This is a genomic window from Pseudomonas brassicacearum, from assembly GCF_009601685.2.
In the GTDB taxonomy this organism is placed as follows: Bacteria; Pseudomonadota; Gammaproteobacteria; order Pseudomonadales; family Pseudomonadaceae; genus Aquipseudomonas; species Aquipseudomonas kilonensis_B.
This window is the reverse complement of record NZ_CP045701.2, coordinates 6,318,854-6,343,942: the sequence shown is the minus strand read 5'-3', so window position 1 is coordinate 6,343,942 and position 25,089 is coordinate 6,318,854. Positions and strand designations below refer to the sequence as shown.

Below are 25,089 nucleotides of genomic sequence, written 5' to 3'. Positions count from 1 at the left end.
CCTTGGCGTCGGAAACGTTGCCGGGGGAGGGATAAGGGAGGGCAGTCTCTCGGACCGCCGCTACCTGAATGCTCAATAGATACCGAGAGTTTTGTTACTCATATGCTTGGACGTATCTCCCTCATACGAGCTCAAGGCTTGATCAAGAGACCTTGACCGGTAGGCAAACTCAAAATCGACAAATTCATTTTTTCTGCCCATTGATCCATGCCTTCTTTTTGCGGCTGATAGCCAAAGTAGGCGTAATCATCCAACAAAATAAACGCATTAGGTACCAAGCGATCCCACAAGTAATCAATGGCCGCCACTTCAGGAATCGTGCAGTTCAAGTCAATGTGCAGGAATGCAATTCGGGTCGAATCAATTTGGGGGAGCGTGTCCGGAATGCTGCCCTGAATAATGGTTGCTCTTGGCCACTCTGCAAAATTTTTTTTCACTGACTCGAGATTGGTTGTATAGAAACCGGAGGTTATCTCTCTGCGGTTACGCTCAGACACACCACCCTCCCGTTCTTCATCTGATAGATAACGCTCATCGAGGCCAGCAAAAGTGTCTAAGAGATAAAAGACTCTGTTGGTCTTGTTCCAGTCCAAGTCATGCATAATAGCGGAACTTAAGAATCCACGATTGACACCGCACTCCACGAAGTCACCTGTGAGTTTCGCAGCAGATCTCGCGGCCCAAAGCCCAACATGAACTCTCCAGAACCATTTGTAATCCATGCCCGCGGCAGCTACGCCGCGACCATAGGCGGTCCTGTAAGCGGGATCAATCATGAAGTCATGGTTGTGTCTGGAGGCCAACCCATCGTGATTATAGGTTTCATCAATTTTTGGGTGTAATGGGTTATATTTTTTTTCAATATAACGTGCGGCACCCTTGTAAGCTCGTCCTTCCGGTATGCCGAATTTCAAGTAATGCAGTGCTGGATTTAATCCTGCCTTAAGCACATCGGGGTGTAACTCTAAATACTTATCAGGGGAAAAATCGTCAGGTAGAGTCATTGAATCTCCGTGTTTAATTTTTTGACGTTCCAGGTACTACCAGACTTATAGGGTTGACGAATATTAGCCCACTAGCCGTGTCTTCATGTAGTTTTAAGCATGATCGTAAACCGATGTTCAACAGCAAATAGCACGTTAACCAGCGTTGTATAGCACGGCGGTGTAAAAATGCAATGGCGATAGGCTACTAGAAAGTATTTGGTTTAGGCCTGCCGGGCATGATCATTTGAACGGGCGATGGGGGGCCTCCCCGGCACCATTAGAATACGCACGGCCTTGTACACGGGAACGCCAACTTTGCGCGGCAATAGGGGGGGCAATAGGGCGAGACAGCAAATCGCAGCCTTCGGCCACCCCTGCAAGGAAGGTTATTCGGTAGGTGGATTTACCTTCGCCTCCAACTCCGCGACCTTGGCCTCCAGGCTTTCGAGCCGCGCCCGGGTCCGGGCCAGCACAACCATCTGGCTGTCGAATTCTTCCCGGCTCACCAGGTCCAGTTTGCTGAAGCCGCTTTGCAGCAGGGCCTTGAACTGGCTTTCGATTTCGCTTTTGGGCAGCGGCGTGTCGCCACTCAAGAGGCGGGAGGCGTGGCCGCTCAGGGCGTCGAGGAGGTCTTTGGGCGCAAGCATGGCAGGTGTCCTGAAAACAATGGCAGGCAGTGTATCACGCAGTGTCTATAGTCAATTCGCAAGCCAGGGATGCACGCTTTTCGCGCATGGTGCTGGACGTCGCTGCACTGTTGTTGTGCGTATCGCTGCACTTCATGGCGCGGCGCACATCGAGCAGGTGGCCAAGAGACTGATATCAGAGGGTTTGGGTGCAGATGGCAAGGTTTCTGCTTAGAGGCTGATGACCCATGCACTGATGCAGTCGCTGTGACGAATGCAGTGCAGCAGACGGAACGGGGAGTTCCGTCAGGATCGGTTAACTGGCACCTGTCGGGCAACTTGGGCCGACGATGCGTTACAAAGCCAGGCACTGCGCTTAGACTTGAGTCGGGTTTGTTTTCCTGGGGCAAGTCCACCAATTCGGGAGAAAGTTTCATGAAGCTAGTCACTGCCATCATCAAGCCGTTCAAGTTGGACGACGTGCGCGAGTCGTTGTCCGAGATCGGCGTGCAGGGCATTACCGTTACTGAGGTCAAAGGCTTCGGTCGGCAGAAAGGTCACACCGAGCTGTATCGCGGCGCGGAATACGTGGTCGATTTCCTGCCCAAGGTGAAGATCGACGTCGCCATTGACGACAAGGATCTTGATCGGGTGATCGAGGCAATCACCAAGGCCGCCAACACCGGCAAGATCGGTGACGGGAAGATCTTTGTGGTCAATCTGGAACAGGCTATCCGCATCCGTACCGGCGAAACCGATACCGACGCTATCTAGGCCGCCAAACCCAACGCCCCAGGAGAAAACAATATGACTCTGCGTAAATTCGCAGGGCTAGGAGCCCTGTTGTCCTTCGCAATGCCTGGCCTGGCCATGGCAGAAGAAGCGGCAGCCCCAGTCCTGAACTCCGGCGACACCGCCTGGATGCTCACGGCCACGATTCTTGTACTGTTCATGACCATTCCCGGCCTGGCGCTGTTCTACGGCGGCATGGTTCGGTCGAAAAACATTCTTTCGGTGATGATGCAATGCTTTGCCATTACCGGTCTGATCAGCATTCTGTGGGTCATTTACGGCTACAGCATTGCGTTCGACACCACGGGGATGGAGCAGGGCGTCGTCAACTTCAATTCGTTCGTCGGGGGTCTGAACAAGGCATTCCTGGCGGGCCTCACGCCCGATAGCCTGACTGGCCTGTTCCCTGAAGCGGTGTTCATCACCTTCCAGATGACGTTCGCCATCATCACCCCGGCCCTGATCGTCGGCGCGTTTGCCGAGCGGATGAAGTTCTCCGCCATGCTGATCTTCATGGCCGTGTGGTTCACCCTGGTGTATGCACCGATTGCCCACATGGTCTGGTCCGGCAACGGCGGCCTGATGTGGGACTGGGGCGTGCTGGACTTCGCCGGCGGCACCGTGGTGCACATCAACGCTGGTATTGCTGGCCTGGTGGCGTGCCTGGTACTGGGCAAGCGCAAGGGCTTCCCGACTACTCCGATGGCGCCGCATAACCTGGGTTACACCCTGATGGGCGCGGCCATGCTGTGGGTCGGCTGGTTCGGCTTCAACGCCGGCTCCGCCATCGCGGCCAACGGCACCGCCGGCATGGCGATGCTGGTGACCCAGATCGCGACCGCTGCGGCGGCGCTGGGCTGGATGTTTGCCGAGTGGATCACCCATGGCAAGCCAAGCGCACTGGGCATCGCCTCGGGCGTGGTGGCCGGCCTGGTTGCCATCACCCCGGCTGCCGGCACCGTGGGCCCAATGGGCGCCCTGGTCATTGGCCTGGCAGCGGGCGTGGTGTGCTTCTTCTGCGCCACCACCCTCAAGCGCAAACTCGGCTACGACGACTCCCTGGACGCCTTCGGCGTGCACGGCATCGGCGGTATCCTCGGCGCGATCCTGACCGGTGTGTTCGCAGCACCAGCCCTGGGTGGCTTCGGCACCGTGACCGATATCGGTGCGCAGGTGTGGATTCAATTCAAGGGCGTGGGTTTCACGGTGATCTATACCGCGATCGTCACCTTCATCATCCTCAAGGTCCTGGACGCCGTCATGGGTCTGCGTGTCTCCGAGGAAGAAGAAGCCGTGGGCCTGGACCTGGCCCAGCACAACGAGCGTGGTTACAACCTGTAAGCACACGCAATAAAAAATGCCCGGTTCGCCGGGCATTTTTTTGTCTGGAATTTGTCATTGCTCACAAGGTGCAGCGGTTTTTCCGACGCCTTTTGTTGTGGATGCGACACAGGTTTTTATACCGCCAAAGGCTTACACCGAAGCAAGAATATTAGGCCCTTTGTTTTTTCCCAGAGCGCGCTAGAATGCGCGCCGAACGTGCGGAGATCTGTATGTGGCAACAGACGCTGATAACCCTGCGGGCAAGGCCTCGGGGCTTTCATCTGGTGACGGACGAGTTGCTTGCCGGCCTGCCTGAACTCCAGGCGTGTCGTGTCGGTCTGTTGCATCTGTGGCTGCAGCATACCTCGGCCTCGTTGACCATCAACGAGAACGCCGATCCGGCGGTACGTCGAGACTTCGAACGATTTTTCAATCGGCTGATCCCACAAGGAACCGCCGATTATGAGCACAACGACGAAGGCCTGGACGACCTCCCGGCGCACTTCAAGGCCAGCGTGCTCGGTTGCCAGCTCAGCCTGCCGGTCACGGCAGGACGGTTGGCATTGGGAACCTGGCAAGGTGTTTATCTGGGCGAGCACCGTGATCACGGCGGTGCTCGTAAAGTCCTCGCCACCTTGTACGGTGAAGGGGCATAACCGCTGGTTGCCGGCGGATGTTGAATTTTTTCTGGCAGCCTTCGAACAGATGGCGAAGCTGGGCTATAACTAATCTGCTTTTCGCAAGTCATGAGGTAGAACATGAGCGACGATGATCTGGAAAACGACGACCTCGAAGTAGGCGACGAAGACGAGGCCGAAGAAGGCCTTGAAGCGGCGGCGGAAGACGTTGCCGATGACGATGGGGCCGATGTTCCGGTTCCTACCGCCAAAGGCAAGGCCAAGGCGGCCGTGTCGGTCGACGAGTTGCCGAGCGTAGAGGCCAAGAACAAGGAGCGTGATGCGCTCGCCAAGGCCATGGAGGAATTCCTGGCCAGGGGCGGTAAGGTGCAGGAAGTGGAGGCCAATGTGGTCGCTGATCCGCCCAAGAAGCCTGACAACAAGTACGGCAGCCGCCCAATCTGAGTACCGGCTTCATTGCTTGCTGAAAAAGCCCGCCGTCGCTGCGGGCTTTTTTCATGGGCGCGATTCCATTTTCAGGCCCGGCGCAGTCCCTGTGGGAGCGGGCTTGCTCGCGAAAGCGGTCTATCAGTCAGCTCATTTGTCGAGTATGAGACCGTCTTCGCGAGCAAGCTCGCTCCCACAGAGGGATGTAGTGGCTACAGGGTAGGGATCAGCGCTGGCCATGCCACCCTGCCAATAACCCCGGCAGTTCGGTCAGGCTGCGAATCTCCGCATCCGGCGCGTGGTCGGCATCCCAGGGCTTGCCTGTCGGGTTGAACCATACCGCGCGCAGGCCGGCCTGTTGGGCGCCGGCGATATCGTCGCCCGGATGATCGCCAATGTGTACGGCGGTCTGCGCCGTGGCGCCGCCGCGTTGCAGGGCTTCGTGGAACAGCCGGGCGTCAGGCTTGGCGATGCCGATGTCTTCGGCGCACAAGGCGAACTTGAAATAGTCCGCCAACCCCAGGCGTCGCACGTCGGCGTTGCCATTGGTGACTACACCGAGGGCGAAATGATTGGCCAGGATCTCCAGGGTGGGCTGCACCTCGGGAAAGATCTCCAGTTGATGACGGGCATGCAGGAACGTCTCGAAGGCCTGGTCTGCCAGCCCGGAGGCTTGCCACTGGTCGTAGCCGGCGTCCTGCAAGGCACGAAACAGCACCCGCCGGCGCAGCGCGCTGATGCGGTGCTTGAGTCCAGGCTCCTCGCGCAGCACTTGTTCGCGAATCGAAAAAAGGTGCTCCACCGGCAGACCGCCCAGGTTCGGTGCGTTGTCGGTCAGCCATTGGCGGAGTACGGCTTCGGCGCTGGCGATCACCGGTGCGGTGTCCCACAGGGTGTCGTCCAGGTCGAAAGTGATCAACTCGATGGTCATGATTCGTCGCCCTTGATGCGTTTGGCCCTGGGATGGGCACTGTCATAGACCGTCGCCAGGTGCTGGAAATCCAGGTGGGTGTAGATCTGGGTGGTCTTGATGTCCGAATGCCCCAGCAGCTCTTGAACGGCGCGCAGGTCCTGGGAGGATTCCAGCAGATGGCTGGCGAAGGAGTGCCGGAGCATGTGTGGGTGCAGGTTCTGTCCCAGCTCCCGTTCGCCGGCGGCCTTGACCCGCAACTGGATCGCTCGCGGGCCGAGGCGCCGCCCCTGTTGGCTGACGAAGACCGCGTCGTCGGCGGGGTTGGTCAGCGCCCGCAGCGGCAGCCACTGCTCCAGGGCTTCACGGGCCTTGCGGCCGACGGGCAGCAGGCGGGTCTTGCTGCCCTTGCCGAGCACCTGGACCATGCCATCGGCCAGGTCCAGTTGATCCAGGTTCAGCCCTGTCAGCTCTGAAAGCCGCAGGCCGGAAGAATAGAACAGCTCGAGAATCGCCTGGTCGCGCCGTGCCAGGAAGTCATCCTCGACGGCACCTTCAAGCAATTGCAGGGCGCGGTCGGTGTCGAGGGTCTTTGGCAATCGGCGTTCGCCCTTGGGCGGTGCCAGGCCGGTGGCCGGATCGTGATCGCACAAGCCTTCGCGATTGAGGTAGTGATACAGGCCGCGCACCGCTGACAACAGTCGTGCCAGGCTGCGGGAGGATTGCCCCTGTTGATGCAGGCGGGCAATGAGGCTGCGCAAGCGTTGGATGTCCAGGGCCGACCAGCTGCCGATGTTCTGCTTCTGGCACCAGCCCAGCACTTTTTCCAGGTCGCGGCGATAGGCCGACAACGTGTGGGGCGACACCTGGCGCTCACTGCGCAGGTGTTCGCAGTAGGCGTCCAGTTGCCGTTCCATCAGCGTACCGAGCGCAGCGAACCGGCGACCCGTGGCAGCACCCGGCCGGTGACTTCGGCGATGTAGCTCAAAAACAGCGTGCCCACCGAGCTCTTGTAGTGCTGCGGATCGCGACTGGCGATAGCCAGTACGCCGTGCACGCCCTGATGGGCAATGGCGACGACGGCGGTGGAGCCGATCTGCTTGCGCTGCTCTTCGCCGAACAGGAAGTCCAACTCATGCTCGCGCAGGCTGCCGCTGACGCTTTTGTCTTCCGTGAGCAGGCCGCCGATGGCCGTCTGCGCTTCGGCGTGGGTCACCCAGCGGCCCACCGGCATGGTGTTGTCGCCGAACAGGATCAGGCTGACAAAGGGCACCTGGAAATCCTGGCGCAGGCTGTCTTCGACGCTCATGACCAGGTCTTCGAGGGTGCTGGCGTCCATCAGGGCCAGGATCAGCCGACGGGTCTTGTCGAACAGCCGGTCGTTGTCCCGGGCCACGTCCATCAGGTGCGAAAGACGATGGCGCATTTCGATGTTGCGCTCACGCAGGATTTTCATCTGGTGCTCCACCAGCGACACGGTATCGCCGCGCCGGTGGGGGATGCGCATCGTCGCAAGCAGTTCTTCATGCTCGACGAAGAAGTCCGGATAAGCTTCCAGGTAAGCCGCCACGGCGGCGGCTTCTGGCAGGCTGGGGGATTCGTCGGGCTGTGGGGCTGGAACCTGTGGCTGGTCGGTCATGGGTTTGGCTCACTCAAAGACGAACTTGTCCTTCGTATACGCGTACTGCCGGGCCGGTCATCATCACCGGTTGACCAGGGCCTGCCCATTCGATGGACAGGCGCCCGCCGGGCAGATCGATCAACAACGGCGAATCCATCCACCCCTGGCTGATCGCAGCGACTGCGGCGGCACAGGCGCCGGTACCGCAGGCCTGGGTTTCCCCGGCGCCGCGTTCCCAGACGCGCAATTGTGCGCGGTGGCGGTCGATGACTTGCAGGAAACCGACGTTCACTCGCGCGGGGAAGCGCGGATGATGCTCGATTTTCGGCCCCAGCTCATGCACCGGGGCACTGTTGATATCGGCCACTCGCAGCACCGCGTGGGGGTTGCCCATGGATACCGCCGCCAGCTCCATCGTGTTGCCATCGACTTCCAACGGATAGCTCAAGGCCTGGGCCGGCGCTTGGAACGGAATTTCTGCCGGAACCAGGCGCGGAGCGCCCATGTTGACGCCGATCTGGCCGTCGCTGCGCACATCCAGTTCGATGATGCCGCTCTTGGTCTCGACGCGGATCTGCCGCTTGGCGGTCAGGCGCTTGTCCAGCACGAAACGGGCGAAGCAGCGCGCGCCATTGCCGCATTGCTCCACTTCCGAGCCGTCGGCGTTGAAGATCCGGTAACGGAAATCCACATCGGGGTTATTGGGCGCCTCGACGATCAACAATTGGTCAAAACCGACACCGGTGTGCCGATCCCCCCATTGCTTGGCGTGCTTGGGCAGGATATGCGCGTGCTGGCTGACCAGGTCGAGGACCATGAAGTCATTGCCCAGGCCGTGCATCTTGGTAAAACGCAGCAGCATGGTTTTACTCCGGCAGCAGGCTTTCGCCGGCAAACAACTCGGCTACCGTCTCGCGGCGACGCACTTCGAATGCCTGATCACCGTCCACCAGCACCTCGGCGCAACGGCCGCGAGTGTTGTAGTTGGAACTCATGACAAACCCGTAGGCACCGGCCGAATGCACGGCCAGCAGATCGCCTTCTTCCAGTGCCAGCTCCCGACCCTTGGCCAGGAAGTCACCGGTTTCGCAGATCGGCCCGACGATGTCGTAGCTGCGCGCAGCGGTATCGCGAGGGCGCACGGCGGTGACGTCCATCCAGGCCTGGTACAGCGCCGGGCGGATCAGGTCGTTCATTGCTGCATCGACGATGGCGAAATCCTTGTGCTCGGTGTGCTTGAGGTACTCGACCTGGGTCAGCAGTACGCCGGCATTGGCGACGATGTAGCGGCCCGGCTCGAACATCAGCGCCAGTTCACGGCCTTCGAGGCGCTCGCGCACGGCCTTGATGTAGTCGGCCACCAGCGGTGGCTCTTCATCGCGATAGCGCACGCCGACACCGCCACCGAGATCGATGTGGCTCAGGTAGATGCCACAGTCGCCGAGGCGATCGACCAGCGCCAGCAAGCGGTCGAGGGCATCGATGAACGGCTCCAGGGTGGTCAGTTGCGAGCCGATGTGGCAATCGACGCCCAGCACTTCCAGGTTCGGCAGTTGGGCGGCGCGCACGTACACGTCTTCGGCGTCGGCAATGGCGATGCCGAACTTGTTTTCCTTCAGGCCGGTGGAAATGTACGGGTGGGTGCCAGCGTCGACGTCCGGGTTCACGCGCAGGGAGATCGGCGCGCGGACACCCAGCTCGGCGGCGACGATTTGCAGGCGCTCCAGCTCGTCGGTGGATTCGATGTTGAAGCAGTGCACGCCAACTTCCAGGGCGCGGCGCATGTCTTCACGGGTCTTGCCGACGCCGGAGAACACGATCTTGTCGGCGCTGCCGCCAGCAGCCAATACGCGTTCGAGTTCGCCGCCGGAGACGATGTCGAAACCGGCGCCCAGGCGCGCCAGGACATTGAGCACACCCAGGTTGGAGTTGGCTTTTACAGCGAAACACACCAGGTGCGGCATGCCCTCGAGGGCATCGGCGAACGTCCGGTACTGGGCTTCGATGTGGGCGCGGGAATAGACATAGGTCGGCGTGCCGAAACGTTCGGCGATCGCGGACAGGGCAACCCCTTCCGCGAACAGCTCCCCGCCACGGTAGTTAAAAGCGTCCATGGCGTTCCCTTAGTAGGTGGTGGTGTGGGTGTCGTGCGAGTGGGATTTGGCTTGCGACGACTTGGCCTGTTCTTCAGGGGACTTGCTGTCATCAGGCAGATACAGCGGACCTTTTTGACCACAGGCTGTCACGAGGCAGGCAACCGCGACGAGCGCAGCAAGGGAAGAGATCAGGCGCTTCATGGCGAAATCCTTGAAAATGCTTTAATTGCGCCGGAGTATACCGGCCACCCGTCAGCTTGCCTATGCAACGGGGCGCCCGTCCGGCGGCGCTGGTTGTCGTCAGTGGGTTATCCTTTGCAATCGCCGGGAAGCGTCCGTATCTTGCGGCGCTTGAGCATGAGCAGACATTTTCGAGGTTGCCGCAATGAGTTTGACTGAAGCCCGTTTCCACGATCTGGTCGATGCGACCCAGCAAACGCTGGAGGATGTGTTCGACGAGAGTGAGCTGGACATCGACCTGGAAAGCTCCGCCGGTGTACTCACCGTCAAGTTCGAGAACGGCAGCCAGTTGATTTTCAGTCGCCAGGAGCCGTTGCGGCAGTTGTGGCTGGCGGCGGTCTCCGGTGGCTTTCACTTCGACTACGACGAGGAAAGCGAACGCTGGATGTGCGACAAGAGCGAAGAACAATTGGGCGAGATGCTCGAGCGCATCGTCAAGCAGCAGGCTGACGTGGAACTCGATTTCGAAGGCTTGTGAGCGCGTGAGCCAGACCGCCGCGCAACGGCCACCCAAGCCGCTCTACAGCAACGTCAGCCCGGCCGTGCCGTCGCCGTGTACCGGCGTGTGCAAGCTGGATGAACAGAAAGTCTGCCTCGGTTGTTCGCGCCACGTGGAAGATATCCGCCAATGGCGCTCGGCCGACGACGAGCGGCGGCGGGTCATCTGTGCCGAGGCGCTCAAGCGCAGATCCTTGTAGGAGCTGCCGAAGACTGCGATCTTTTGATCTTGATCTTGGGGCTTTCGCTTAAGACCCAATTGCCCGAGTCAAGATCGCAGCCTCGCTGCGCTCGTCAGCTCCTACAGCCCGGGGCAAGATCGCAGCCTCGTTGCACTCGTCAGCTCCTACTGATAGTGTCCGGTTACGCCTCAACCTATCGAGGCCCGTGAAAACCCCGCCTTTTTGTGGCGGGGTTTTGCTTTTTTTGTGCAGAAGAAAGGAGTCTGCCAGGACCATGACCGCACCTTCCATCACCCTTACCCGTCTGGACGTACAGCGTCTGGAACGCCTGATCGACAGCCTTGATGAAACGCTGCCGGGCGTGATTGCGCTGCAAACCGAACTGGATCGCGCCGAGAACGTGGTGGGTCACGAAGAAGTGCCTGTCGACGTCGTGACCATGAACTCGCGCGTGCACTGTCGCGAAGAAAGCAGCGGCAAGGACTATCACCTGACATTGGTTTATCCACAGGACGCGAACGCCGACGAAGGCCGTATCTCGATCCTGGCACCCGTGGGCAGTGCGTTGCTGGGCCTGAAGGTCGGCCAGCACATCGACTGGCCGGCCCCGGGTGGCAAGACGTTGAAGCTGACGTTGCTGGCTGTCGAATACCAGCCTGAAGCAGGCGGTGATTTCCACCTCTGAGTGCCTGGGGGCTTCAGACCAACGCCAGCGCCTCGTTCAGGGCTCGTTCCAGGTCGGCCTTGTAGCGCAGGTACAAATTGCTTGAACAGGCCCCGTCGCCCACCAGGCCCGAGAGGTCCAGGTCGGTGATGTAGCAGCGATAGCGCTGGGCTTCGCGGCGCTGTTGGACGATCTCCCTGGCGACTACGCGAAACAGTTGGTCGCCATGCTCCAGTTCGGAAAACTCCTGCTGATCGCAGTACAGGGTGACGTGCACCTGCCCGTGCGCCGCTTTGCCGATGATCGCCTGAACGTCATAGAACGGCTTGTTGACCAGCATCTGCGGGGCTTGCCGCGCTTCGACCCGTCGCGCCCGGCCGCTGCCGGAGGGCAATAACTGGTAGTACAGGGTTTCCAGGGTCAGCGGCTGGGCGGCATCCAGCGGCAGCAGGGCGTCGCGACGGTACAGCACCGATTGCAGAAAGCGTTGCAGCGGCACCAGCAGGCTTTGTTCGTCGTGATAAGGCACGTGTTGTTGCCACAGCGCGTTGAATTCATCGAGCACGTACAGATCGGCTTCGTCTTCGTCGACGCGGTAGAACACCTGGATGCACTCGGGCTGGCCCATGGGCAGGATCAGCGCCAGGTCGTGGTCTTCCAGGGCCATCGGGTCCAGGTGCAAGGGGCTGTAGGCCGTCAGATCCTCGCCCAGGTAATCCACCAGCGCCGACAGGCTGCCCAGTGCCACGTGATTGACCTGGCCGGGCACCAGCTCCAACACATGATAGTGCTGCTGGACCTGAAGCAGATAGCGGTGATTGAGCCTGCTCAACAGCAGGGTCTGCGCCGTTTCGATGACGTCTTCGACGCGCCGCGCAATGAATTGGGCGCGGTTGTGGCAGAAGCAGCGCACCTGCAAGCGTGGTTGGCGCTGGGTGACGGGCAGGTCGTTGAGGTAATCGCGCAGGCAGTCGAGCAGGGCGTGTTCGCCGTCAAAACGGTTGACCAGTACCTCATTCCAACTGTTGAGCGTGACCTGGTCGAGGGTCAGCACCAGGTTCTCCCGGACCCCGGCATAGCTCAGGGAGTCGGTGCGCTCGGTGGTCATCAGGATATTCAGGTCGCGGTGGTGCTTGAGCGGGTCGACGCCGACATTCACCAGGATCAGCACTTCGCTGGGCACGCTGGCGCGCAGCAACTGTGCTTCATCCACCGTGGTCAAGGGCAGGGCGATGGACTGTTGCAGGCTGCCCAGCAGGTTGAACAGTTCGAACTCGCTCAGGTCGCTGCTGCCTGGGTGCAGCGCCAGGCGCGTGCTGCTGTCGATCACGCCGTTGCGATGGCACCAGGTCAGCAGTTCCAGCAACTCGCGGCAGCGCTTGATCGGTGCGAAGTTCTCCCACTCCAGGGCGTTGAGGCTGCCGTTGTACAGCGCCCACTGGTTCTGTCCCGGTTCTTTCTTGTTGGGCGACTGGACCAGCGTCAGGGTGTCTTCGGCCAAATCCGGTGCGATGCCGGGGTTGATGAATTCGACCTTGTCGGCCTTGCGCTCGAAGGCTGCATACAACCGCCGGCCAAGCACGTTGAGATCGCGCTTGTTGATCAGGCTGACGGTTTTCTCGGTGCGGGCGAACTGGGTCAGGAAGCGGTAGCTGTGGGTGAGTTCGCTGACCAGTGCTCGCCGCTCGTGGCTGACCTGGCGGACTTTCCATTGGCTGCGGCTGTCCAGCAGCGCCAGTTGACGCTGGTCCCAGCCCCATTCCCGGGCCAGTCGTTCGAGCAGTACCCGTTGCCAGCCGTTGCTACGCGCCTGGCCGGTGAGCTTGCGATTGACCTTCAGGTACAGCGCGCGGCGGATCAACTCCAGGCGTTCGGATTCGCCGCGGGCGTTGAGGTATTCCTCGATGCGGCGGTAGACCAGCATGTACGGGTCCAGCTCTTCGAGGTCCAGGCGATTGGCAAACACGGCCTGCTTGAAGCGCAGGCTCAGGCAGCGGACAGTCGGGTGTTCGCTGGCATAGACCTCGGTCAGCAGCAGCTTGAGCACGGACTTGTAGGGCGACTCGATACCTTTGAACAGCTGCCAGAGCCCGGCACCGACGAATTCGCCCGGCGGAATGTAGGCCAGGTGCCCCAGGTCCAGCGTTTCATCCGCGCGAATGAAGCGCTTGGATATCAGCGTATGGGTGTACTGCTCATAGTTCTCTTCTTCATAGACCGGCACCAGCCACCAGATCGGTGTGCGCCCGGCCAGCCAGATCGCGGTGCGGTAGAATTCGTCCAGCAGCAGGTAATGCTGGGTGGTGCCGCAGTCGTCGGAACTGAGCTGGTTGTCCCGCTCGCCCCGTACGAAACGCGCCGGGTCGATCAGGAAGAAATGGGCTTCGGCACCCTGGGTCGCGGCCCAGATCTCCAACAACTGGCATTTCTTGCGCAACTCGGCCAGTTCATCGTCGCTCAGGTCCGGCCTGTGGCAAACCCACACGTCCATGTCGCTCTGGTCGGCTTGGGCCAGGGTGCCGAGGCTGCCCATCAGGAACAGGCCAAGGATCGGTCGTGGCGGGTTGCTGCCGTGCCGGGGCTTGTAGGAAAACGAACGGGTCAGCCGCTGGGCTTCGGCAAGGATATTGGCGTCAGGCTCGTAGTTCGACAGCCCGGCAGGCGTGCTGCCGGAAACGTAGCCGGGCAGCAGCGGATGGTTGACGTGGAAGAACAGCGGCAGCAACGTCAGCACGCCTTGCTGGCGCGGCGACAGGCCTTCGAGGGCGCGCTCCATCCGCACGGTGTTGAGCTTGAGAAAACGTGCGCGCAACTGGCTCAAGACCTTGCGGTCGATTCCCTCGTCCAGATCGGGGCGTATTTCGTGATTGCGGGTCATGTCAGCTCAAACCAGCTCGCGGCGTCGAACGTGGGGGTGATGGCAGGTTAGCGCCCGATCTTGAGAATTCTTAAGCTGGAAGCAGGATTTGGATGCCAGTTTTTTACGCAGGGCACCCGTGCGCCTGCGGAAATCCCGTAAAGGAGATTCCCGTGGGCGACAGGGGGAATCAGGCGGCTTCTTGCACGCTGAGTATCGTCAGGACGGTTTGTACGTTTTGGGCGGCATCTCGGCCCAGGCTTGTCAGGTAACCACCGTCGGGCTGGGTGATCAGTTCTTTTTCGAACAGGCGTTGGGCAGCGGCAATCGCTTTGGGGGCAGCGGTCTGATGAATTTTCAGGCCTTCCTGGGAACTGTCCAGGTTGAAGAGTGCAAGGATTTCCAGTTCGGCAACCAGCTCAGGGGTAAGCGACATAAGGACTCCAGACTTTCTAGGAATTTGGTCGACAGCGTCACTAAGGTGAGCGCACTCGGCCGAGCTGTCCAGTCTCAGTGTCATGCTTTTTTTATTTAAAGCGATTCTCTTTGGTCCGAGCTGTGTAGGAGCTGTGTAGGAGCTGTGTGGGAGCTGCTGAAGGCTGTGATCTTTTGATCTTTCACTCCAGACTCAATTGTCAGGGGAAAGATCGCAGCCTCGTTGCACTCGACAGCTCCTACACAGCTCCTACACAGCTCCTACAGGGCGCAGCCGAGCGGGGGACAAGAGCGGTTCAGTTTTTTTCCGGCGGCAACTCAGGCAAGGTGCGCAATGCGGCTTCGTACCACTGGGTATCGAACGGGCGATCTTCTTCCAGGATCGCATCGATCTCCACTGCCAGCACATGGGCCATCAGGTTGAGGATTTCTTCGCGCTCATAACCGACCAGGGTCAACTTGTTGAAAGTGGCCTTGGCCGCAGGCGGGTTGTCGCTTTCGATCTGGTTTTCGATGGCCTGGATCAGCGTGTTCTCGACGAATTCTTCTTCGTCGTTGTCGATATCGGTTGGCTCGCTCATGGCAGGCTCCTGTGAGAAAGGTCGCCAGTTTACCTGCATTCAGCGGCGTGATGCGCCTGGCAAGAAGCGCCCCGACGGTCTATAACGCAAGGCTGCCAACCCCACACGGCCTGGAGGCTTTGTAATGCTCAAGCTTTATGGTTTCTCTGTCAGTAACTATTACAACATGGTCAAGCTGGCGCTGTTGGAGAAGGGCCTGCCCTTCGAAGAAGTGCACTTCTACCCCAACCAGACCCCTGAAGCGTGGGCCATCAGCCCGCGCGGGAAGGTGCCGGTGTTGAAAACCGAACAGGGGTTCGTCAACGAAACCAGCGTCATCCTTGAGTACATCGAGCAAACCCAGCCAGGCAAGGCCCTGCTGCCCAGTGACCCGTTCGAGCGGGCCCAGGTATTGGCCTTGTGCCGGGAGATCGAGTTGTACATCGAGTTGCCGGGGCGAGCCTGCTACGCCGAGGCGTTTTTCGGCATGTCGGTGCCCGAGGCCATCAAGGAAAAGACCAAGGCCGAATTGCTGCTGGGGTTCGCGTCACTGGCCAGGCACGGCAAATTTTCGCCTTATGTAGCAGGCGATAGCTTGAGTATTGCCGACCTGTATTTCTTCTACAGCGTTTCGCTGGCCCTCCAGGTGGGCAGGAAACTGTTCGATATTGACCTGCTGGCAGGCATGCCGGCGGCCAAGGCGCTGATGGAGCGCTTGGAGCAGAGTCCGCATGTGCAGCGGATCGCGGCGGACAGGGACGCGGCGATGCCGGAATTTTTGGCGATGATCGCTGCCAAGAAGTGAGTTTTGTGGTGTTTTGAAGTGAGCTATCGCGAGCAAGCTCGCTCCCACATTAGATCTCCATGCTCACAAGATTCTGAGTTCACTGAAGATCCATTGTGGGAGCGGGCTGGCTCGCGAAGCTTTTCAGCTTTTAGCGGCTGGCGATCAGCGCCTGGCCACGGACCACCGCTGCCTTGACCTGTGCCGGCGCGGTGCCGCCGATGTGGTCACGGGCATTGACCGAGCCTTCGAGGGTCAGCACGGCAAACACGTCCTGCTCGATCTGGTCGCTGAACTGGCGCAGTTCGTCCAGGCTCATTTCCGCCAGGTCCTTGCCGTTGTCCACGCCGTATTTCACGGCATGGCCGACGATCTCATGGCAGTCGCGGAACGGCAGGCCACGGCGTACCAGGTAGTCGGCCAGGTCCGTGGCGGTGGAGAAGCCGCGCAGGGCCGCTTCGCGCATCACCGCGTGCTTGGGCTTGATGGCCGGGATCATGTCGGCAAAGGCCCGCAGCGAGTCGCGCAAGGTGTCGGCGGCGTCGAACAGCGGCTCCTTGTCTTCCTGGTTGTCCTTGTTGTAGGCCAGCGGCTGGCCCTTCATCAGGGTCAGCAGGCCCATCAGTGCGCCGAATACCCGGCCACTCTTGCCCCGCACCAGTTCCGGCACGTCGGGGTTTTTCTTTTGCGGCATGATCGAGCTGCCGGTGCAGAAGCGGTCCGGCAGGTCAATGAACTGGAATTGCGCGCTGGTCCACAGCACCAGCTCTTCGGAGAAGCGCGACAGGTGCATCATCGCGATGCTCGCGGCAGCGCAGAATTCGATGGCGAAATCGCGGTCCGAGACGTTATCCAGCGAGTTGCCACCCACGGCGTCGAAGCCCAGCAACTGCGCGGTGTATTCACGATCGATCGGGTACGTGGTGCCCGCCAGCGCGGCGCTGCCCAGGGGCATGCGGTTGGTGCGCTTGCGGCAGTCCACCAGGCGCTCGTAGTCGCGGCTGAGCATCTCGAACCAGGCCAGCATGTGATGCCCAAACGTTACAGGTTGGGCGGTTTGCAGGTGCGTGAAGCCCGGCATGATGCTCTCGGCCTCGCGCTCGGCTTGCTCCAGCAGGCCTTTTTGCAGGCGAGTGATTTCGGCCAGGATCAGGTCGATCTCGTCGCGCAGCCAAAGGCGGATGTCGGTGGCGACCTGGTCGTTGCGGCTGCGGCCGGTGTGCAGTTTCTTGCCGGTCACGCCGATGCGGTCGGTCAGGCGCGCTTCGATGTTCATGTGCACGTCTTCAAGGTCGATGCGCCAATCGAACTGGCCGGCCTCGATTTCAGCCTGGATGGTTTTCAGGCCGTCGATGATGCTGTCGCGCTCGGCATCGGTCAGCACGCCGACCTTGGCCAGCATGGTGGCGTGGGCGATCGAGCCCATGATGTCGTGGCGATACAGGCGCTGGTCAAAGTTGACGGAGGCGGTGAAGCGGGCGACGAAGGCGTCGACGGGTTCACTGAAGCGGCCGCCCCAGGACTGATTGGTCTTGTCAGTGCTCATGAATTCGCTCGTGATCGGCTGAAGAAAAAGTAGCGGTTAAAGGCTGCGGCGGATGATAGCAGGGTTGCCGGGACTGGCGCTGGCACTGGTCGGCAGGTTTTTCCGATGCAAGCCTGGGATCCAACCGGGTTTTCCCACAACGATATTTTTCGATTGAGCAATATCGTCGCGGCAACCGTCTACAGTGGACGGTAGGACTTTTGCTTTTTCCATCCATGGCGCAGCGGATATAGATAAGAAGGGGGTGCTCATATTGGTCAGATCGACAGTTAACAATCCCTACGGCGACGCCGTGCGACAACGGGCCTCGGGCATCGCTCGGCAAGCGCTGGTAAAGATAGGCAACCGTCTCGCGGCACTTTTTGGCCCTCGGACGAGTCTTAGCGTGGATCGCGGTGACGGATGTCACTTCCCCTGTCTACGCTATCCTTGTGCGAGACTCACGCAGGAATCCAGCGCAATATGAATGTCCTGATCGTTGATGACGAACCACTGGCCCGCGAGCGCCTGAGCCGAATGGTTGGCGAGCTCGAGGGTTACAGTGTCCTGGAGCCGAGCGCCACCAATGGCGAAGAGGCATTGGCCCTTATTGACAGCCACAAGCCGGATATCGTGCTGCTCGACATTCGCATGCCTGGCCTGGACGGTCTGCAGGTCGCGGCGAGGTTGTGCGAACGAGAGTCGCCGCCCGCCGTGGTGTTCTGTACCACCCGGGACGACTTCCCTCCCGAGGTGTTGCAGGCCGGTGCCGTGGGCTACCTGGTCAAGCCGGTGACGGCCGAGGCGTTGCTCGACGCCTTGCGCAAGGCCGAGCGGCCCAACCGGGTACAACTGGCGGCACTGACCCGTCCGGCCGCCGAAAGCGGCAGCGGCCCGCGTAGTCACATCAGTGCGCGTACCCGCAAAGGCATCGAGCTGATCCCGTTGAACCAAGTGGTCTACTTCATTGCCGACCACAAATACGTGACCTTGCGCCATGAGAGTGGCGAGGTGTTGCTGGATGAGCCCCTCAAGGCCCTCGAGGACGAGTTCGGCGAACGTTTCGTACGCATCCACCGCAACGCCCTCGTGGCCCGCGAGCGTATCGAGCGTTTGCAACGCACCCCCCTTGGACATTTCCAACTGTTCCTCAAGGGGCTCAATGGCGATGCGCTGATTGTCAGCCGGCGACACGTGGCCGGCGTGCGCAAGATGATGCAGCAGCTTTGATACGGCGGTCCAAGGCGTTCGATGTGTTTGATTTCGAGGATTTGACGGCCAGGGAGGCCTTGGGGTCGTGATTCAAATCAAAGCGGTTTTGGCTGAGCTGTTATTATCTGCCGTATCTTTTAAGTACGGATTGATCCATGTCCCCTCGCGAGATCCGCATCGCCACCCGTAAAAGTGCCTTGGCCCTCTGGCAGGCCGAATACGTCAAAGCCCGCCTGGAAGCCGCCCATCCCGGCCTGATCGTGACCCTGGTGCCCATGGTCAGTCGCGGTGACAAGCTGCTGGACTCGCCGCTGTCGAAGATCGGCGGCAAGGGCCTGTTCGTCAAGGAACTGGAGACCGCGTTGCTGGACAACGAAGCCGACATCGCCGTGCATTCGATGAAAGATGTGCCCATGGACTTCCCCGAAGGCCTGGGCCTTTTTTGCATCTGCGAGCGGGAAGACCCACGCGATGCGTTCGTTTCCAACACGTTTTCCAGTCTTGAAGCATTGCCTGCCGGCAGTGTGGTCGGCACTTCCAGCCTGCGCCGCCAGGCACAGTTGCTGACGCGCCGTCCGGATCTGCAAATCCGTTTCCTGCGCGGTAACGTCAATACACGCCTGGCCAAGCTCGATGCTGGTGAGTACGACGCGATCATCCTCGCCGCCGCCGGCCTGATTCGCCTGGGCTTTGAAGATCGCATCACCTCGGCCATCGGCGTCGACGACAGCCTGCCGGCTGGTGGGCAAGGGGCGGTGGGTATCGAGTGCCGCAGCGCCGACAGCGAAATCCACGCCTTGCTGGCGCCGTTGCACCATGAAGATACCGCCACGCGGGTGTTCGCCGAACGCGCCCTCAACAAACACCTCAATGGCGGTTGCCAGGTGCCGATCGCCTGTTACGCCGTGCTCGAAGGCGAACAGGTCTGGTTGCGGGGTCTGGTGGGGGATCCCAACGGTGGCCGGCTGCTCAGCGCCGACGCCCGGGCGCCGCGCCAGGATGCCGAGGCGTTGGGCGTGCGTGTGGCCGAAGACCTGTTGAGCCAGGGCGCCGCCGATATTCTCAAGGCGGTCTATGGCGAGGCCGGCCACACGTGACGGGCTGGCGGCTGTTGCTCACCCGGCCGGCAGACGAGTCGTCTGCGCTGGCGGCGGTCCTGGCCGAAGCGGGGGTCTATAGCAGCAGCCTGCCCTTGCTGGATATCGAGCCGGTCCCGCTGTCCGATGCCGGGCGGGCGATACTCCAGGCGCTGGACCAATACTCTGCCGTGATCGTGGTCAGCAAACCTGCCGCACGTCTGTGTGTCGAGCTGCTGCGCCAATACTGGCCCCAGCCTCCAGACCAACCATGGTTCAGCGTGGGCGCGGCCACCGGACAGATCCTCGTCGATGCCGGCCTCACAGTGTTTTATCCCGATAACGGCGATGACAGCGAAGCCTTGCTGGAGCACTTGGTCTTGCGCCAGGCAGTCGCGCGGCCCGACCCCAAGGTTTTGATCGTGCGGGGCGAAGGTGGGCGTGGCTTGCTGGCAGAGCGTTTGCGCGAGCAAGGTGCTAGTGTCGATTATCTGGAATTGTACCGCCGCCACTTGCCCCATTACGGCGAAGGGGCGTTACTGGCGAAAGTCGAAGCGGAACGCTTGAATGCCCTGGTGGTCAGCAGTGGGCAGGGCTTCGAGCATCTGCAGCGGCTGGCCGGCGATGCGTGGCCGGCCTTGGCGCGGTTACCGTTGTTTGTTCCAAGCCCAAGGGTTGCCGAGATGGCGCGTGCCGCCGGGGCCCGAACTGTTGTGGATTGTCGTGGCGCCAATGCCGCGGCTTTGCTGGCGGCATTACGGGACCACTGCGTGCCGTTTTCTAATGCAAAGGATGGATACGTGAGCGAAACAGCCTTGCCAAAAGAAGATCTAGACCAGCCAGCGATCGATGCGCCGGTTGAAACTCCGCCCCCGATGGCGCCGCGTCGCGGCAACGGGTTGGCCATTGTTGCATTGCTGCTCGGGGCCGCCGGCGTGGCCGTGGGCGGTTGGGGTGTGTGGCAGGTGCGTCACCTGCAAACCAATAACCAGCAGCAGTCCGCCCAGGTCCAGGCGCTGAATGACCAGGCCCAGACCCTCAAGCTCAACGAGCAACGCCTGAGTGAACGCCTGGCGCAATTGCCCCCGGCCGAAGAGCTGGAGGAGCGGCGGCGCCTGGTGGCCCAGTTGCAAAGTGACCAGCAGCACCTGAACCAGCGCCTGGAAACCGTGCTCGGTGCCAGTCGCAAGGATTGGCGCCTGGCCGAGGCCGAGCACTTGTTGCGCCTGGCCAGCCTGCGTCTTTCCGCCCTGCAGGACATCAACAGTGCCCAGGCGCTGGTCCAGGGGGCTGACGAAATCCTGCGCGAGCAGAACGACCCCGGCTCGTTCGCCGCCCGCGAGCAACTGGCCAAGACCCTCGCCGCGTTGCGCAGCACCGAGCAACCGGATCGTACCGGGCTGTTCCTGCAACTGGGTGCCTTGCGTGACCAGGTCCTGGAACTGACCGAGCTGGCGCCCGAGTACAAGGACCGCGGTGAATCCCTGCTGGGCCTGACCGCCGACGGCGATGGCGCCAGTCGTTGGGCGCAGTGGTGGGAGCAGATCTCGCGCTATATCCGTATCGACTTCAACGCCGATGAGAACGTCCGTCCGCTACTGGCCGGGCAAAGCCTTGTGCAAGTGCGCCTGGCCTTGAGCCTGGCGCTGGAGCAGGCGCAATGGGCCGCCCTCAATGGTCAGGCATCGGTCTACACCCAGGCGCTGACCGAGGCTCGGGACGTATTGAAGAACAACTTCAACCAGGACAACCCGCAAAGCAAGATCATGCTTGAGCGCGTGGTCGAGCTGTCCAAGCAGCCGGTGACGGTGGTCACCCCGGACCTGACGGGCACGCTGAGCAGCGTCCAGGCTTACCTTGAGCGCCGCAACCTCAATGCCCAGGAGTCGGTCAAGCCGCTGCCCGCGCCCGGCGCGCAGGAGGCCACGCCATGAAGCGTCTCTACGTGATTCTGTTCGTGGTCATCGCTGCCGCCGGTTTGCTGGGCGTGGCGATTGCCGAGCATTCGGGTTACGTGTTGGTGGCGTACAAGAACTTCCGTTATGAAGCCGGCCTGTGGGTCACCCTGGCGCTGGTGGCGGTGCTCTGGCTGGTGTGGCGAGGCCTGAGGGCACTGATCGGGCTGGTGACCACGTCCAGTGGCGTGGTCAACCCGTGGTCGCGGCGCAACCGCAGCCGTCGGGTGCAAGTGGCGATCGAGCACGGCCAGTTGGACCTGGCCGAAGGACGCTGGGCCAGTGCCCAGCGGCACCTGCATCGTGCCGCCGAAGCCGAGCGCCAGCCGCTGCTGTATTACCTCGGTGCCGCCCGTGCGGCCAACGAACAAGGTCTTTACGAACAGAGCGACAGTTTGCTGGAGCGCGCCCTGGAGCGTCAGCCCCAGGCGGAACTGGCCATTGCCCTGACGCATGCGCAATTGCAGACGGACCGAGGCGACACGGACGGTGCGTTGAGCACGCTGCAGGCCATGCATGAGCGCCATCCCCATAACGCCCAGGTCTTGCGCCAACTGCAACGACTGCATCAGCAACGCGGCGACTGGTCGGCGGTGATCCGGCTGTTGCCGGAGCTGCGCAAGGACAAGGTCCTGCCGCCGGCTGAACTGGCTGAATTGGAGCGTCGCGCCTGGGGCGAAAACCTCACCCTGGCAGCCCATCGTGAGGAGGACGGCAGCGTCGGTTTGCAGTCGCTCAATCGCGCCTGGCAACAATTGACCTCCGCGCAGCGCCAGGAGTCGGCGTTGGTGCTGGCCTATGCCGAGCAGTTGCGCCAGTTGGGCGCCCAGGTCGAGGCCGAAGAGGTGCTGCGAGGAGCGCTCAAGCGTCACTACGACAGCCATCTGGCGCGCCTGTACGGCTTGGTTCGTGGCAATGATCCGATCCGCCAACTGCAAATGGCCGAAGGCTGGCTCAAGGATCACCCGGCCGATCCAAGCCTGCTGCTGACCCTGGGGCGTCTATGCCTGCAGAACAGCTTGTGGGGCAAGGCGCGGGATTACCTGGAAAGCAGCTTGCGCGTCCAACGCAATCCCGAAGCCTGTGCTGAACTGGCGCGATTGCTGGCGCAACTGGGGGATGCCGAGCGCAGCAACCAGTTGTTCCAGGAGGGGTTGGGGCTGCTGGACGAGCGCCTGCTGGCCGCGCCGTTGCCGGTTCCGGCCCAGGTGTTGTCCACCTGAGAGGGCATAATTGTGGAGAGGGCGCTTGCTCTCGCTCGGCTGATACCCTGTAGGAGCTGCCGAAGGCTGCGATCTTTTGATCTTTTGATCTTTTGATCTTTCGCTTGAGATTCAAGTGTCTTTGGAAAGATCGCAGCCTCGTTGCACTCGACAGCTCCTACACAGCTACACAGCTACACAGCTACACAGCTACACAGGTCCTGCATGCAGCCCGGCGGGAGCAAGCTTGCTTGCCACAGGTGTGTGTAAACCTCGAAAGAGAGGGGACGAGCACCGGTCCGTTTTAGGGGCTTTGGTCACGCCATTAGTAAAGTCCTACAGCCCATCGCGCTGAATCCTCTTTGGCTTGTCGGGATTTCCCTACATCCCTGGTGAAGTGTCTGCGCGGGCCTGCCTTGAAAGGCCCAAGGGCTTTCCTCTACCGTAACTGCTTGTCTCTTTTGTTACGGAACCGCCATGTCTTTGGCCAGCTCACGCTTCTTGTTTCTCATGGCTTCCATCGCCGCAGCCCTGGCTTTGGGCATAGCCAGCTACCTGGAATATGCAGTCGGTCTGACACCTTGCAGCCTGTGCGTGTTGCAGCGGTTGTGTCTGATGCTGTTCCTGGTGACTGGCCTCGTGGCCTGCGTACATGGCCCAGGTCAAAGAGGCAGCATTTGCTACGGGGCGATGGGGTTGGTTTTTGCGTCGGTGGGAATGGTCCTGGCATGGCGTCAGGTTCTGGTGCAGAGCGCTTCCTTCGAACCGGTACCTGATTGTATTGCGCAGTTGCAGAGGGCAGATTCCTGGTGGGGGGCCGTGCATCGCGTCCTGGACGGAGCGGTGGACTGCGCGAATGTCACCTGGACGCTGTTCGACCTGAGCGTCCCCGAATGGAGCCTGTTGTTTTTTCTCGCGGTGTCCAGCGCGATGACCTATCTGCTGCTGCGCCTTGCCTGGAGTGCTCTGGTACGACCGCTCAGCGGCGATACGCCGCAGGTGGTCCGGGCCCTGGATTAAACACTTGTATGAACTTTATCTCCTGCGTACCTTGAAGCCATTGTCGTGCGGGCATAATCTGGCCCGCACGTGTTATTGGAATTGTGCCGCTCGCTCATGTTATGTCTGGCTTGTCCCTGATCATCAGGCGTGCACAGGCTGCGAGTGGCATGACTCACAAGGGAAGAAATCACCATGCTCGAAAGTTGTCAGAATGCTCAGGAACGCTGGGGTGGGGTGCATCTGCTGATCGATCGCTGGCTGCAGGAGCGTCACGAACTGGTTCGAGCCTATGATGCCCTCGGCGACAGGCCTGAAGCGCTGGGCGAAAGCCGCAAACCCTTGCAGGAGTTCTGCGGTGTGCTGGTCGACTATGTGTCTGCCGGGCATTTCGAGATCTACGAACAACTGACGGGCGAGGCCAAGGCCTTCAACGATAAGCGCGGCCTGGAGCTCGCCGAGCAGATCTACCCGCGCATCGACGTCATTACCGAAAAGCTGCTGGCGTTCAACGACCTGTGCGATGAAGGCAAGTGCGTAGCGGAAAAATTCAAGGAGCTGGGCGGCTTGCTGCACGAACGTTTCGAACTGGAAGACTGCCTGATCGAAGTGCTGCACACCGCTCACAAGGCAGAAGACGCGGTCCAGGCCTGAGGGTTTCGCAGTCATGAAAAAACGGTGCGCATTGCGCACCGTTTTTTATTGGGCCGGCATCAGGTCGTCGCGCCCAGCAATTCGATTTCAAACACCAATGGCGTGAACGGCGGGATCACATCTCCCGCCCCTTCGGCGCCATAGGCCAGGGTCGACGGAATCACCAGGCGCCATTTTGCGCCTACCGGCATTTGCGGCAATGCACTGCGCCAGCCGTCAATCACGCTGTCGAGGTTGAACCACTGCGCCTGGCGGTTTGAGTCGAATACGGTGCCGTCCGGCAGTCGACCGGTATACAGCACCTGGACCTTGCCGTGCGGGCCGGCCTTCGCGCCGTGGCCTGGCTTGATTTCGGTCAGCAGGATGCCGTCTGCAAGTTGCTGGACGCCGGGCCGGTTCTTTTCTTCGTTGAGAAATGTCTGCTCCGTTTTCAACGCGGCTTCGATCTGCGGCGATGTCGATTGCGAATTCAGTTGTGCCTGGTGCTCGGCCAGGATCTGTTCGATGCGCTCATCCTTGAGGGCCAGCGGCTTGCCCAGGTAGGCCTGTTGCAAGCCTTCGACCAAGGCTTTGATCTGCAGGTCCGGCACGTCCTGGCGCAGGCGTTCGCCGAGGCTGGCGCCCAGGCTGTAAGCCAGATCGTGGGCATCGTTTGCGTTGGTTTTTTCAACGGCCTGGACCGTGGAGCAAGCCATGCACAGGAACAAAAACAGGTGACGCGACATGTGTGCTCTCCGGCTTCGAATCGAGAAATTATGCCAGTGCCGATATCTATAAAGGTGTGTTGCCTGGGCGCTGACGCAGAAGATTTTTTGTCTCTTGCAACGC

The 25,089-nt window shown here is 60.8% G+C and carries 27 protein-coding genes and 2 pseudogenes; 16 read left to right on the top strand and 13 right to left on the bottom strand.

What is annotated here, in order from left to right; translation table 11 throughout:
• Positions 1–131 precede the first annotated feature (131 nt).
• Entirely contained in the window at positions 132–1,004 is an 873-nt protein-coding gene (locus tag GFU70_RS27675; RefSeq protein ID WP_081264428.1) for a TylF/MycF/NovP-related O-methyltransferase, read from the bottom strand.
• Positions 1,005–1,372: 368 nt separating this feature from the next.
• Positions 1,373–1,633: an accessory factor UbiK family protein gene (locus tag GFU70_RS27670; protein ID WP_058543112.1), complete on the bottom strand. Its 261-nt coding sequence runs from the start codon at positions 1,631–1,633 to the stop codon at positions 1,373–1,375.
• A gap of 414 nt (positions 1,634–2,047) precedes the next feature.
• Between GFU70_RS27670 and glnK the strand changes: the two genes are divergently transcribed.
• The 4 genes from glnK (at position 2,048) to sutA (ending at position 4,809) form a co-directional block, all read left to right on the top strand.
• Positions 2,048–2,386 carry a P-II family nitrogen regulator gene (glnK, locus tag GFU70_RS27665; RefSeq protein ID WP_002555808.1) on the top strand — a complete coding sequence of 113 codons (339 nt, stop codon included), beginning with the start codon at positions 2,048–2,050 and terminating at the stop codon, positions 2,384–2,386.
• 33 nt (positions 2,387–2,419) lie between these two features.
• The gene (locus tag GFU70_RS27660; protein WP_058543111.1) at positions 2,420–3,745 is read left to right on the top strand and encodes an ammonium transporter; all 1,326 of its coding nucleotides are present in this window, start codon (positions 2,420–2,422) and stop codon (positions 3,743–3,745) included.
• 212 nt (positions 3,746–3,957) lie between these two features.
• Complete coding sequence (locus tag GFU70_RS27655; protein ID WP_014340828.1) at positions 3,958–4,383, top strand: secondary thiamine-phosphate synthase enzyme YjbQ; 426 nt, start codon at positions 3,958–3,960, stop codon at positions 4,381–4,383.
• A gap of 102 nt (positions 4,384–4,485) precedes the next feature.
• Positions 4,486–4,809, top strand: coding sequence for a transcriptional regulator SutA (gene sutA, locus GFU70_RS27650; protein WP_007941277.1), 324 nt, complete (start codon positions 4,486–4,488; stop codon positions 4,807–4,809).
• Positions 4,810–5,017: 208 nt separating this feature from the next.
• Here the strand turns inward: sutA and GFU70_RS27645 are convergent, their stop codons facing one another.
• From GFU70_RS27645 to lptM, 6 genes are read right to left on the bottom strand one after another with little or no spacing between them, the layout of a single operon-like run.
• Entirely contained in the window at positions 5,018–5,722 is a 705-nt protein-coding gene (locus GFU70_RS27645) for an HAD family hydrolase (RefSeq protein WP_153389068.1), read from the bottom strand.
• A complete protein-coding gene (gene xerC, locus GFU70_RS27640; RefSeq protein WP_153389067.1) occupies positions 5,719–6,618 on the bottom strand; it encodes a tyrosine recombinase XerC in 900 nt (299 codons plus the stop codon). Before xerC ends, GFU70_RS27645 begins: the two co-directional genes overlap by 4 nt.
• Positions 6,618–7,340 (bottom strand): DUF484 family protein, encoded by a 723-nt coding sequence (locus GFU70_RS27635; RefSeq protein WP_153389066.1) that lies wholly within the window; start codon positions 7,338–7,340, stop codon positions 6,618–6,620. The genes xerC and GFU70_RS27635 overlap by 1 nt, the downstream gene beginning before the upstream one ends.
• Positions 7,341–7,353: 13 nt before the next feature.
• On the bottom strand, positions 7,354–8,184 hold the full coding sequence (dapF, locus tag GFU70_RS27630; RefSeq protein ID WP_058543107.1) for a diaminopimelate epimerase: 831 nt from the start codon (positions 8,182–8,184) through the stop codon (positions 7,354–7,356).
• A gap of 4 nt (positions 8,185–8,188) precedes the next feature.
• Positions 8,189–9,436 carry a diaminopimelate decarboxylase gene (lysA, locus tag GFU70_RS27625; protein ID WP_153389065.1) on the bottom strand — a complete coding sequence of 416 codons (1,248 nt, stop codon included), beginning with the start codon at positions 9,434–9,436 and terminating at the stop codon, positions 8,189–8,191.
• 9 nt (positions 9,437–9,445) lie between these two features.
• Entirely contained in the window at positions 9,446–9,619 is a 174-nt protein-coding gene (gene lptM / locus GFU70_RS27620) for an LPS translocon maturation chaperone LptM (RefSeq protein ID WP_013694543.1), read from the bottom strand.
• Positions 9,620–9,803: 184 nt separating this feature from the next.
• Between lptM and cyaY the strand changes: the two genes are divergently transcribed.
• From cyaY to rnk, 3 genes are all read left to right on the top strand, one after another.
• Positions 9,804–10,136: an iron donor protein CyaY gene (gene cyaY / locus GFU70_RS27615; protein WP_116643614.1), complete on the top strand. Its 333-nt coding sequence runs from the start codon at positions 9,804–9,806 to the stop codon at positions 10,134–10,136.
• A 4-nt stretch (positions 10,137–10,140) separates the two neighbouring features.
• Positions 10,141–10,356, top strand: coding sequence for a DUF1289 domain-containing protein (locus GFU70_RS27610; protein WP_116643615.1), 216 nt, complete (start codon positions 10,141–10,143; stop codon positions 10,354–10,356).
• Positions 10,357–10,612: 256 nt separating this feature from the next.
• Positions 10,613–11,023: a nucleoside diphosphate kinase regulator gene (rnk, locus tag GFU70_RS27605; protein WP_058543102.1), complete on the top strand. Its 411-nt coding sequence runs from the start codon at positions 10,613–10,615 to the stop codon at positions 11,021–11,023.
• 13 nt (positions 11,024–11,036) lie between these two features.
• Here the strand turns inward: rnk and GFU70_RS27600 are convergent, their stop codons facing one another.
• From GFU70_RS27600 to GFU70_RS27590, 3 genes are all read right to left on the bottom strand, one after another.
• Positions 11,037–13,880 carry a class I adenylate cyclase gene (locus GFU70_RS27600; protein WP_153389064.1) on the bottom strand — a complete coding sequence of 948 codons (2,844 nt, stop codon included), beginning with the start codon at positions 13,878–13,880 and terminating at the stop codon, positions 11,037–11,039.
• A 169-nt stretch (positions 13,881–14,049) separates the two neighbouring features.
• Positions 14,050–14,295: a TIGR02647 family protein gene (locus tag GFU70_RS27595; protein WP_003206789.1), complete on the bottom strand. Its 246-nt coding sequence runs from the start codon at positions 14,293–14,295 to the stop codon at positions 14,050–14,052.
• Positions 14,296–14,590: 295 nt separating this feature from the next.
• Positions 14,591–14,875, bottom strand: coding sequence for a hypothetical protein (locus tag GFU70_RS27590; protein ID WP_058542660.1), 285 nt, complete (start codon positions 14,873–14,875; stop codon positions 14,591–14,593).
• A 124-nt stretch (positions 14,876–14,999) separates the two neighbouring features.
• Between GFU70_RS27590 and GFU70_RS27585 the strand changes: the two genes are divergently transcribed.
• Entirely contained in the window at positions 15,000–15,659 is a 660-nt protein-coding gene (locus GFU70_RS27585; RefSeq protein WP_058542661.1) for a glutathione S-transferase family protein, read from the top strand.
• A gap of 130 nt (positions 15,660–15,789) precedes the next feature.
• Here the strand turns inward: GFU70_RS27585 and argH are convergent, their stop codons facing one another.
• Positions 15,790–17,184: an argininosuccinate lyase gene (argH, locus tag GFU70_RS27580; RefSeq protein ID WP_058542662.1), complete on the bottom strand. Its 1,395-nt coding sequence runs from the start codon at positions 17,182–17,184 to the stop codon at positions 15,790–15,792.
• A gap of 316 nt (positions 17,185–17,500) precedes the next feature.
• On the opposite strand from argH, the pseudogene GFU70_RS29215 reads away from it, so the two are divergent.
• The 8 genes and pseudogenes from GFU70_RS29215 to GFU70_RS27550 all read left to right on the top strand — a co-directional run.
• Positions 17,501–17,650 (top strand): annotated as a pseudogene (locus tag GFU70_RS29215) (sensor histidine kinase); the annotation flags it as partial.
• Positions 17,647–18,393 carry a LytR/AlgR family response regulator transcription factor gene (locus tag GFU70_RS27575; RefSeq protein ID WP_058542663.1) on the top strand — a complete coding sequence of 249 codons (747 nt, stop codon included), beginning with the start codon at positions 17,647–17,649 and terminating at the stop codon, positions 18,391–18,393. The pseudogene GFU70_RS29215 and the gene GFU70_RS27575, both read left to right, overlap by 4 nt.
• A 137-nt stretch (positions 18,394–18,530) precedes the next feature.
• Positions 18,531–19,472, top strand: a complete 942-nt coding sequence (gene hemC / locus GFU70_RS27570) for a hydroxymethylbilane synthase (RefSeq protein ID WP_064106868.1) — start codon at positions 18,531–18,533, stop codon at positions 19,470–19,472.
• A pseudogene (locus GFU70_RS28865) lies at positions 19,469–20,215 on the top strand (uroporphyrinogen-III synthase); the annotation flags it as partial. The gene hemC and the pseudogene GFU70_RS28865, both read left to right, overlap by 4 nt.
• Positions 20,216–20,251: 36 nt before the next feature.
• Positions 20,252–21,385: a uroporphyrinogen-III C-methyltransferase gene (locus GFU70_RS28860; RefSeq protein ID WP_058542321.1), complete on the top strand. Its 1,134-nt coding sequence runs from the start codon at positions 20,252–20,254 to the stop codon at positions 21,383–21,385.
• On the top strand, positions 21,382–22,629 hold the full coding sequence (locus tag GFU70_RS27560; protein WP_116643618.1) for a heme biosynthesis protein HemY: 1,248 nt from the start codon (positions 21,382–21,384) through the stop codon (positions 22,627–22,629). Before GFU70_RS28860 ends, GFU70_RS27560 begins: the two co-directional genes overlap by 4 nt.
• Positions 22,630–23,085: 456 nt before the next feature.
• On the top strand, positions 23,086–23,628 hold the full coding sequence (locus GFU70_RS27555; protein ID WP_116643619.1) for a disulfide bond formation protein B: 543 nt from the start codon (positions 23,086–23,088) through the stop codon (positions 23,626–23,628).
• A gap of 174 nt (positions 23,629–23,802) precedes the next feature.
• Entirely contained in the window at positions 23,803–24,261 is a 459-nt protein-coding gene (locus tag GFU70_RS27550; RefSeq protein WP_058542316.1) for an Rsd/AlgQ family anti-sigma factor, read from the top strand.
• 59 nt (positions 24,262–24,320) lie between these two features.
• Here GFU70_RS27550 and GFU70_RS27545 read toward each other — a convergent pair whose 3' ends face one another.
• Positions 24,321–24,986 (bottom strand): FKBP-type peptidyl-prolyl cis-trans isomerase, encoded by a 666-nt coding sequence (locus GFU70_RS27545; RefSeq protein ID WP_058542315.1) that lies wholly within the window; start codon positions 24,984–24,986, stop codon positions 24,321–24,323.
• Positions 24,987–25,089: the final 103 nt, after the last annotated feature.

Bases quoted from the DNA above. Each gene is read 5' to 3' on its own strand.
- GFU70_RS27675 (WP_081264428.1), bottom strand. From the start codon at position 1,004: ATGACTCTACCTGACGATTTTTCCCCTGATAAGTATTTAGAGTTACAC.
- GFU70_RS27670 (WP_058543112.1), bottom strand. From the start codon at position 1,633: ATGCTTGCGCCCAAAGACCTCCTCGACGCCCTGAGCGGCCACGCCTCC.
- glnK (WP_002555808.1), top strand. From the start codon at position 2,048: ATGAAGCTAGTCACTGCCATCATCAAGCCGTTCAAGTTGGACGACGTG.
- GFU70_RS27660 (WP_058543111.1), top strand. From the start codon at position 2,420: ATGACTCTGCGTAAATTCGCAGGGCTAGGAGCCCTGTTGTCCTTCGCA.
- GFU70_RS27655 (WP_014340828.1), top strand. From the start codon at position 3,958: ATGTGGCAACAGACGCTGATAACCCTGCGGGCAAGGCCTCGGGGCTTT.
- sutA (WP_007941277.1), top strand. From the start codon at position 4,486: ATGAGCGACGATGATCTGGAAAACGACGACCTCGAAGTAGGCGACGAA.
- GFU70_RS27645 (WP_153389068.1), bottom strand. From the start codon at position 5,722: ATGACCATCGAGTTGATCACTTTCGACCTGGACGACACCCTGTGGGAC.
- xerC (WP_153389067.1), bottom strand. From the start codon at position 6,618: ATGGAACGGCAACTGGACGCCTACTGCGAACACCTGCGCAGTGAGCGC.
- GFU70_RS27635 (WP_153389066.1), bottom strand. From the start codon at position 7,340: ATGACCGACCAGCCACAGGTTCCAGCCCCACAGCCCGACGAATCCCCC.
- dapF (WP_058543107.1), bottom strand. From the start codon at position 8,184: ATGCTGCTGCGTTTTACCAAGATGCACGGCCTGGGCAATGACTTCATG.
- lysA (WP_153389065.1), bottom strand. From the start codon at position 9,436: ATGGACGCTTTTAACTACCGTGGCGGGGAGCTGTTCGCGGAAGGGGTT.
- lptM (WP_013694543.1), bottom strand. From the start codon at position 9,619: ATGAAGCGCCTGATCTCTTCCCTTGCTGCGCTCGTCGCGGTTGCCTGC.
- cyaY (WP_116643614.1), top strand. From the start codon at position 9,804: ATGAGTTTGACTGAAGCCCGTTTCCACGATCTGGTCGATGCGACCCAG.
- rnk (WP_058543102.1), top strand. From the start codon at position 10,613: ATGACCGCACCTTCCATCACCCTTACCCGTCTGGACGTACAGCGTCTG.
- GFU70_RS27600 (WP_153389064.1), bottom strand. From the start codon at position 13,880: ATGACCCGCAATCACGAAATACGCCCCGATCTGGACGAGGGAATCGAC.
- GFU70_RS27595 (WP_003206789.1), bottom strand. From the start codon at position 14,295: ATGTCGCTTACCCCTGAGCTGGTTGCCGAACTGGAAATCCTTGCACTC.
- GFU70_RS27590 (WP_058542660.1), bottom strand. From the start codon at position 14,875: ATGAGCGAGCCAACCGATATCGACAACGACGAAGAAGAATTCGTCGAG.
- GFU70_RS27585 (WP_058542661.1), top strand. From the start codon at position 15,000: ATGCTCAAGCTTTATGGTTTCTCTGTCAGTAACTATTACAACATGGTC.
- argH (WP_058542662.1), bottom strand. From the start codon at position 17,184: ATGAGCACTGACAAGACCAATCAGTCCTGGGGCGGCCGCTTCAGTGAA.
- GFU70_RS27575 (WP_058542663.1), top strand. From the start codon at position 17,647: ATGAATGTCCTGATCGTTGATGACGAACCACTGGCCCGCGAGCGCCTG.
- hemC (WP_064106868.1), top strand. From the start codon at position 18,531: ATGTCCCCTCGCGAGATCCGCATCGCCACCCGTAAAAGTGCCTTGGCC.
- GFU70_RS27560 (WP_116643618.1), top strand. From the start codon at position 21,382: ATGAAGCGTCTCTACGTGATTCTGTTCGTGGTCATCGCTGCCGCCGGT.
- GFU70_RS27555 (WP_116643619.1), top strand. From the start codon at position 23,086: ATGTCTTTGGCCAGCTCACGCTTCTTGTTTCTCATGGCTTCCATCGCC.
- GFU70_RS27550 (WP_058542316.1), top strand. From the start codon at position 23,803: ATGCTCGAAAGTTGTCAGAATGCTCAGGAACGCTGGGGTGGGGTGCAT.
- GFU70_RS27545 (WP_058542315.1), bottom strand. From the start codon at position 24,986: ATGTCGCGTCACCTGTTTTTGTTCCTGTGCATGGCTTGCTCCACGGTC.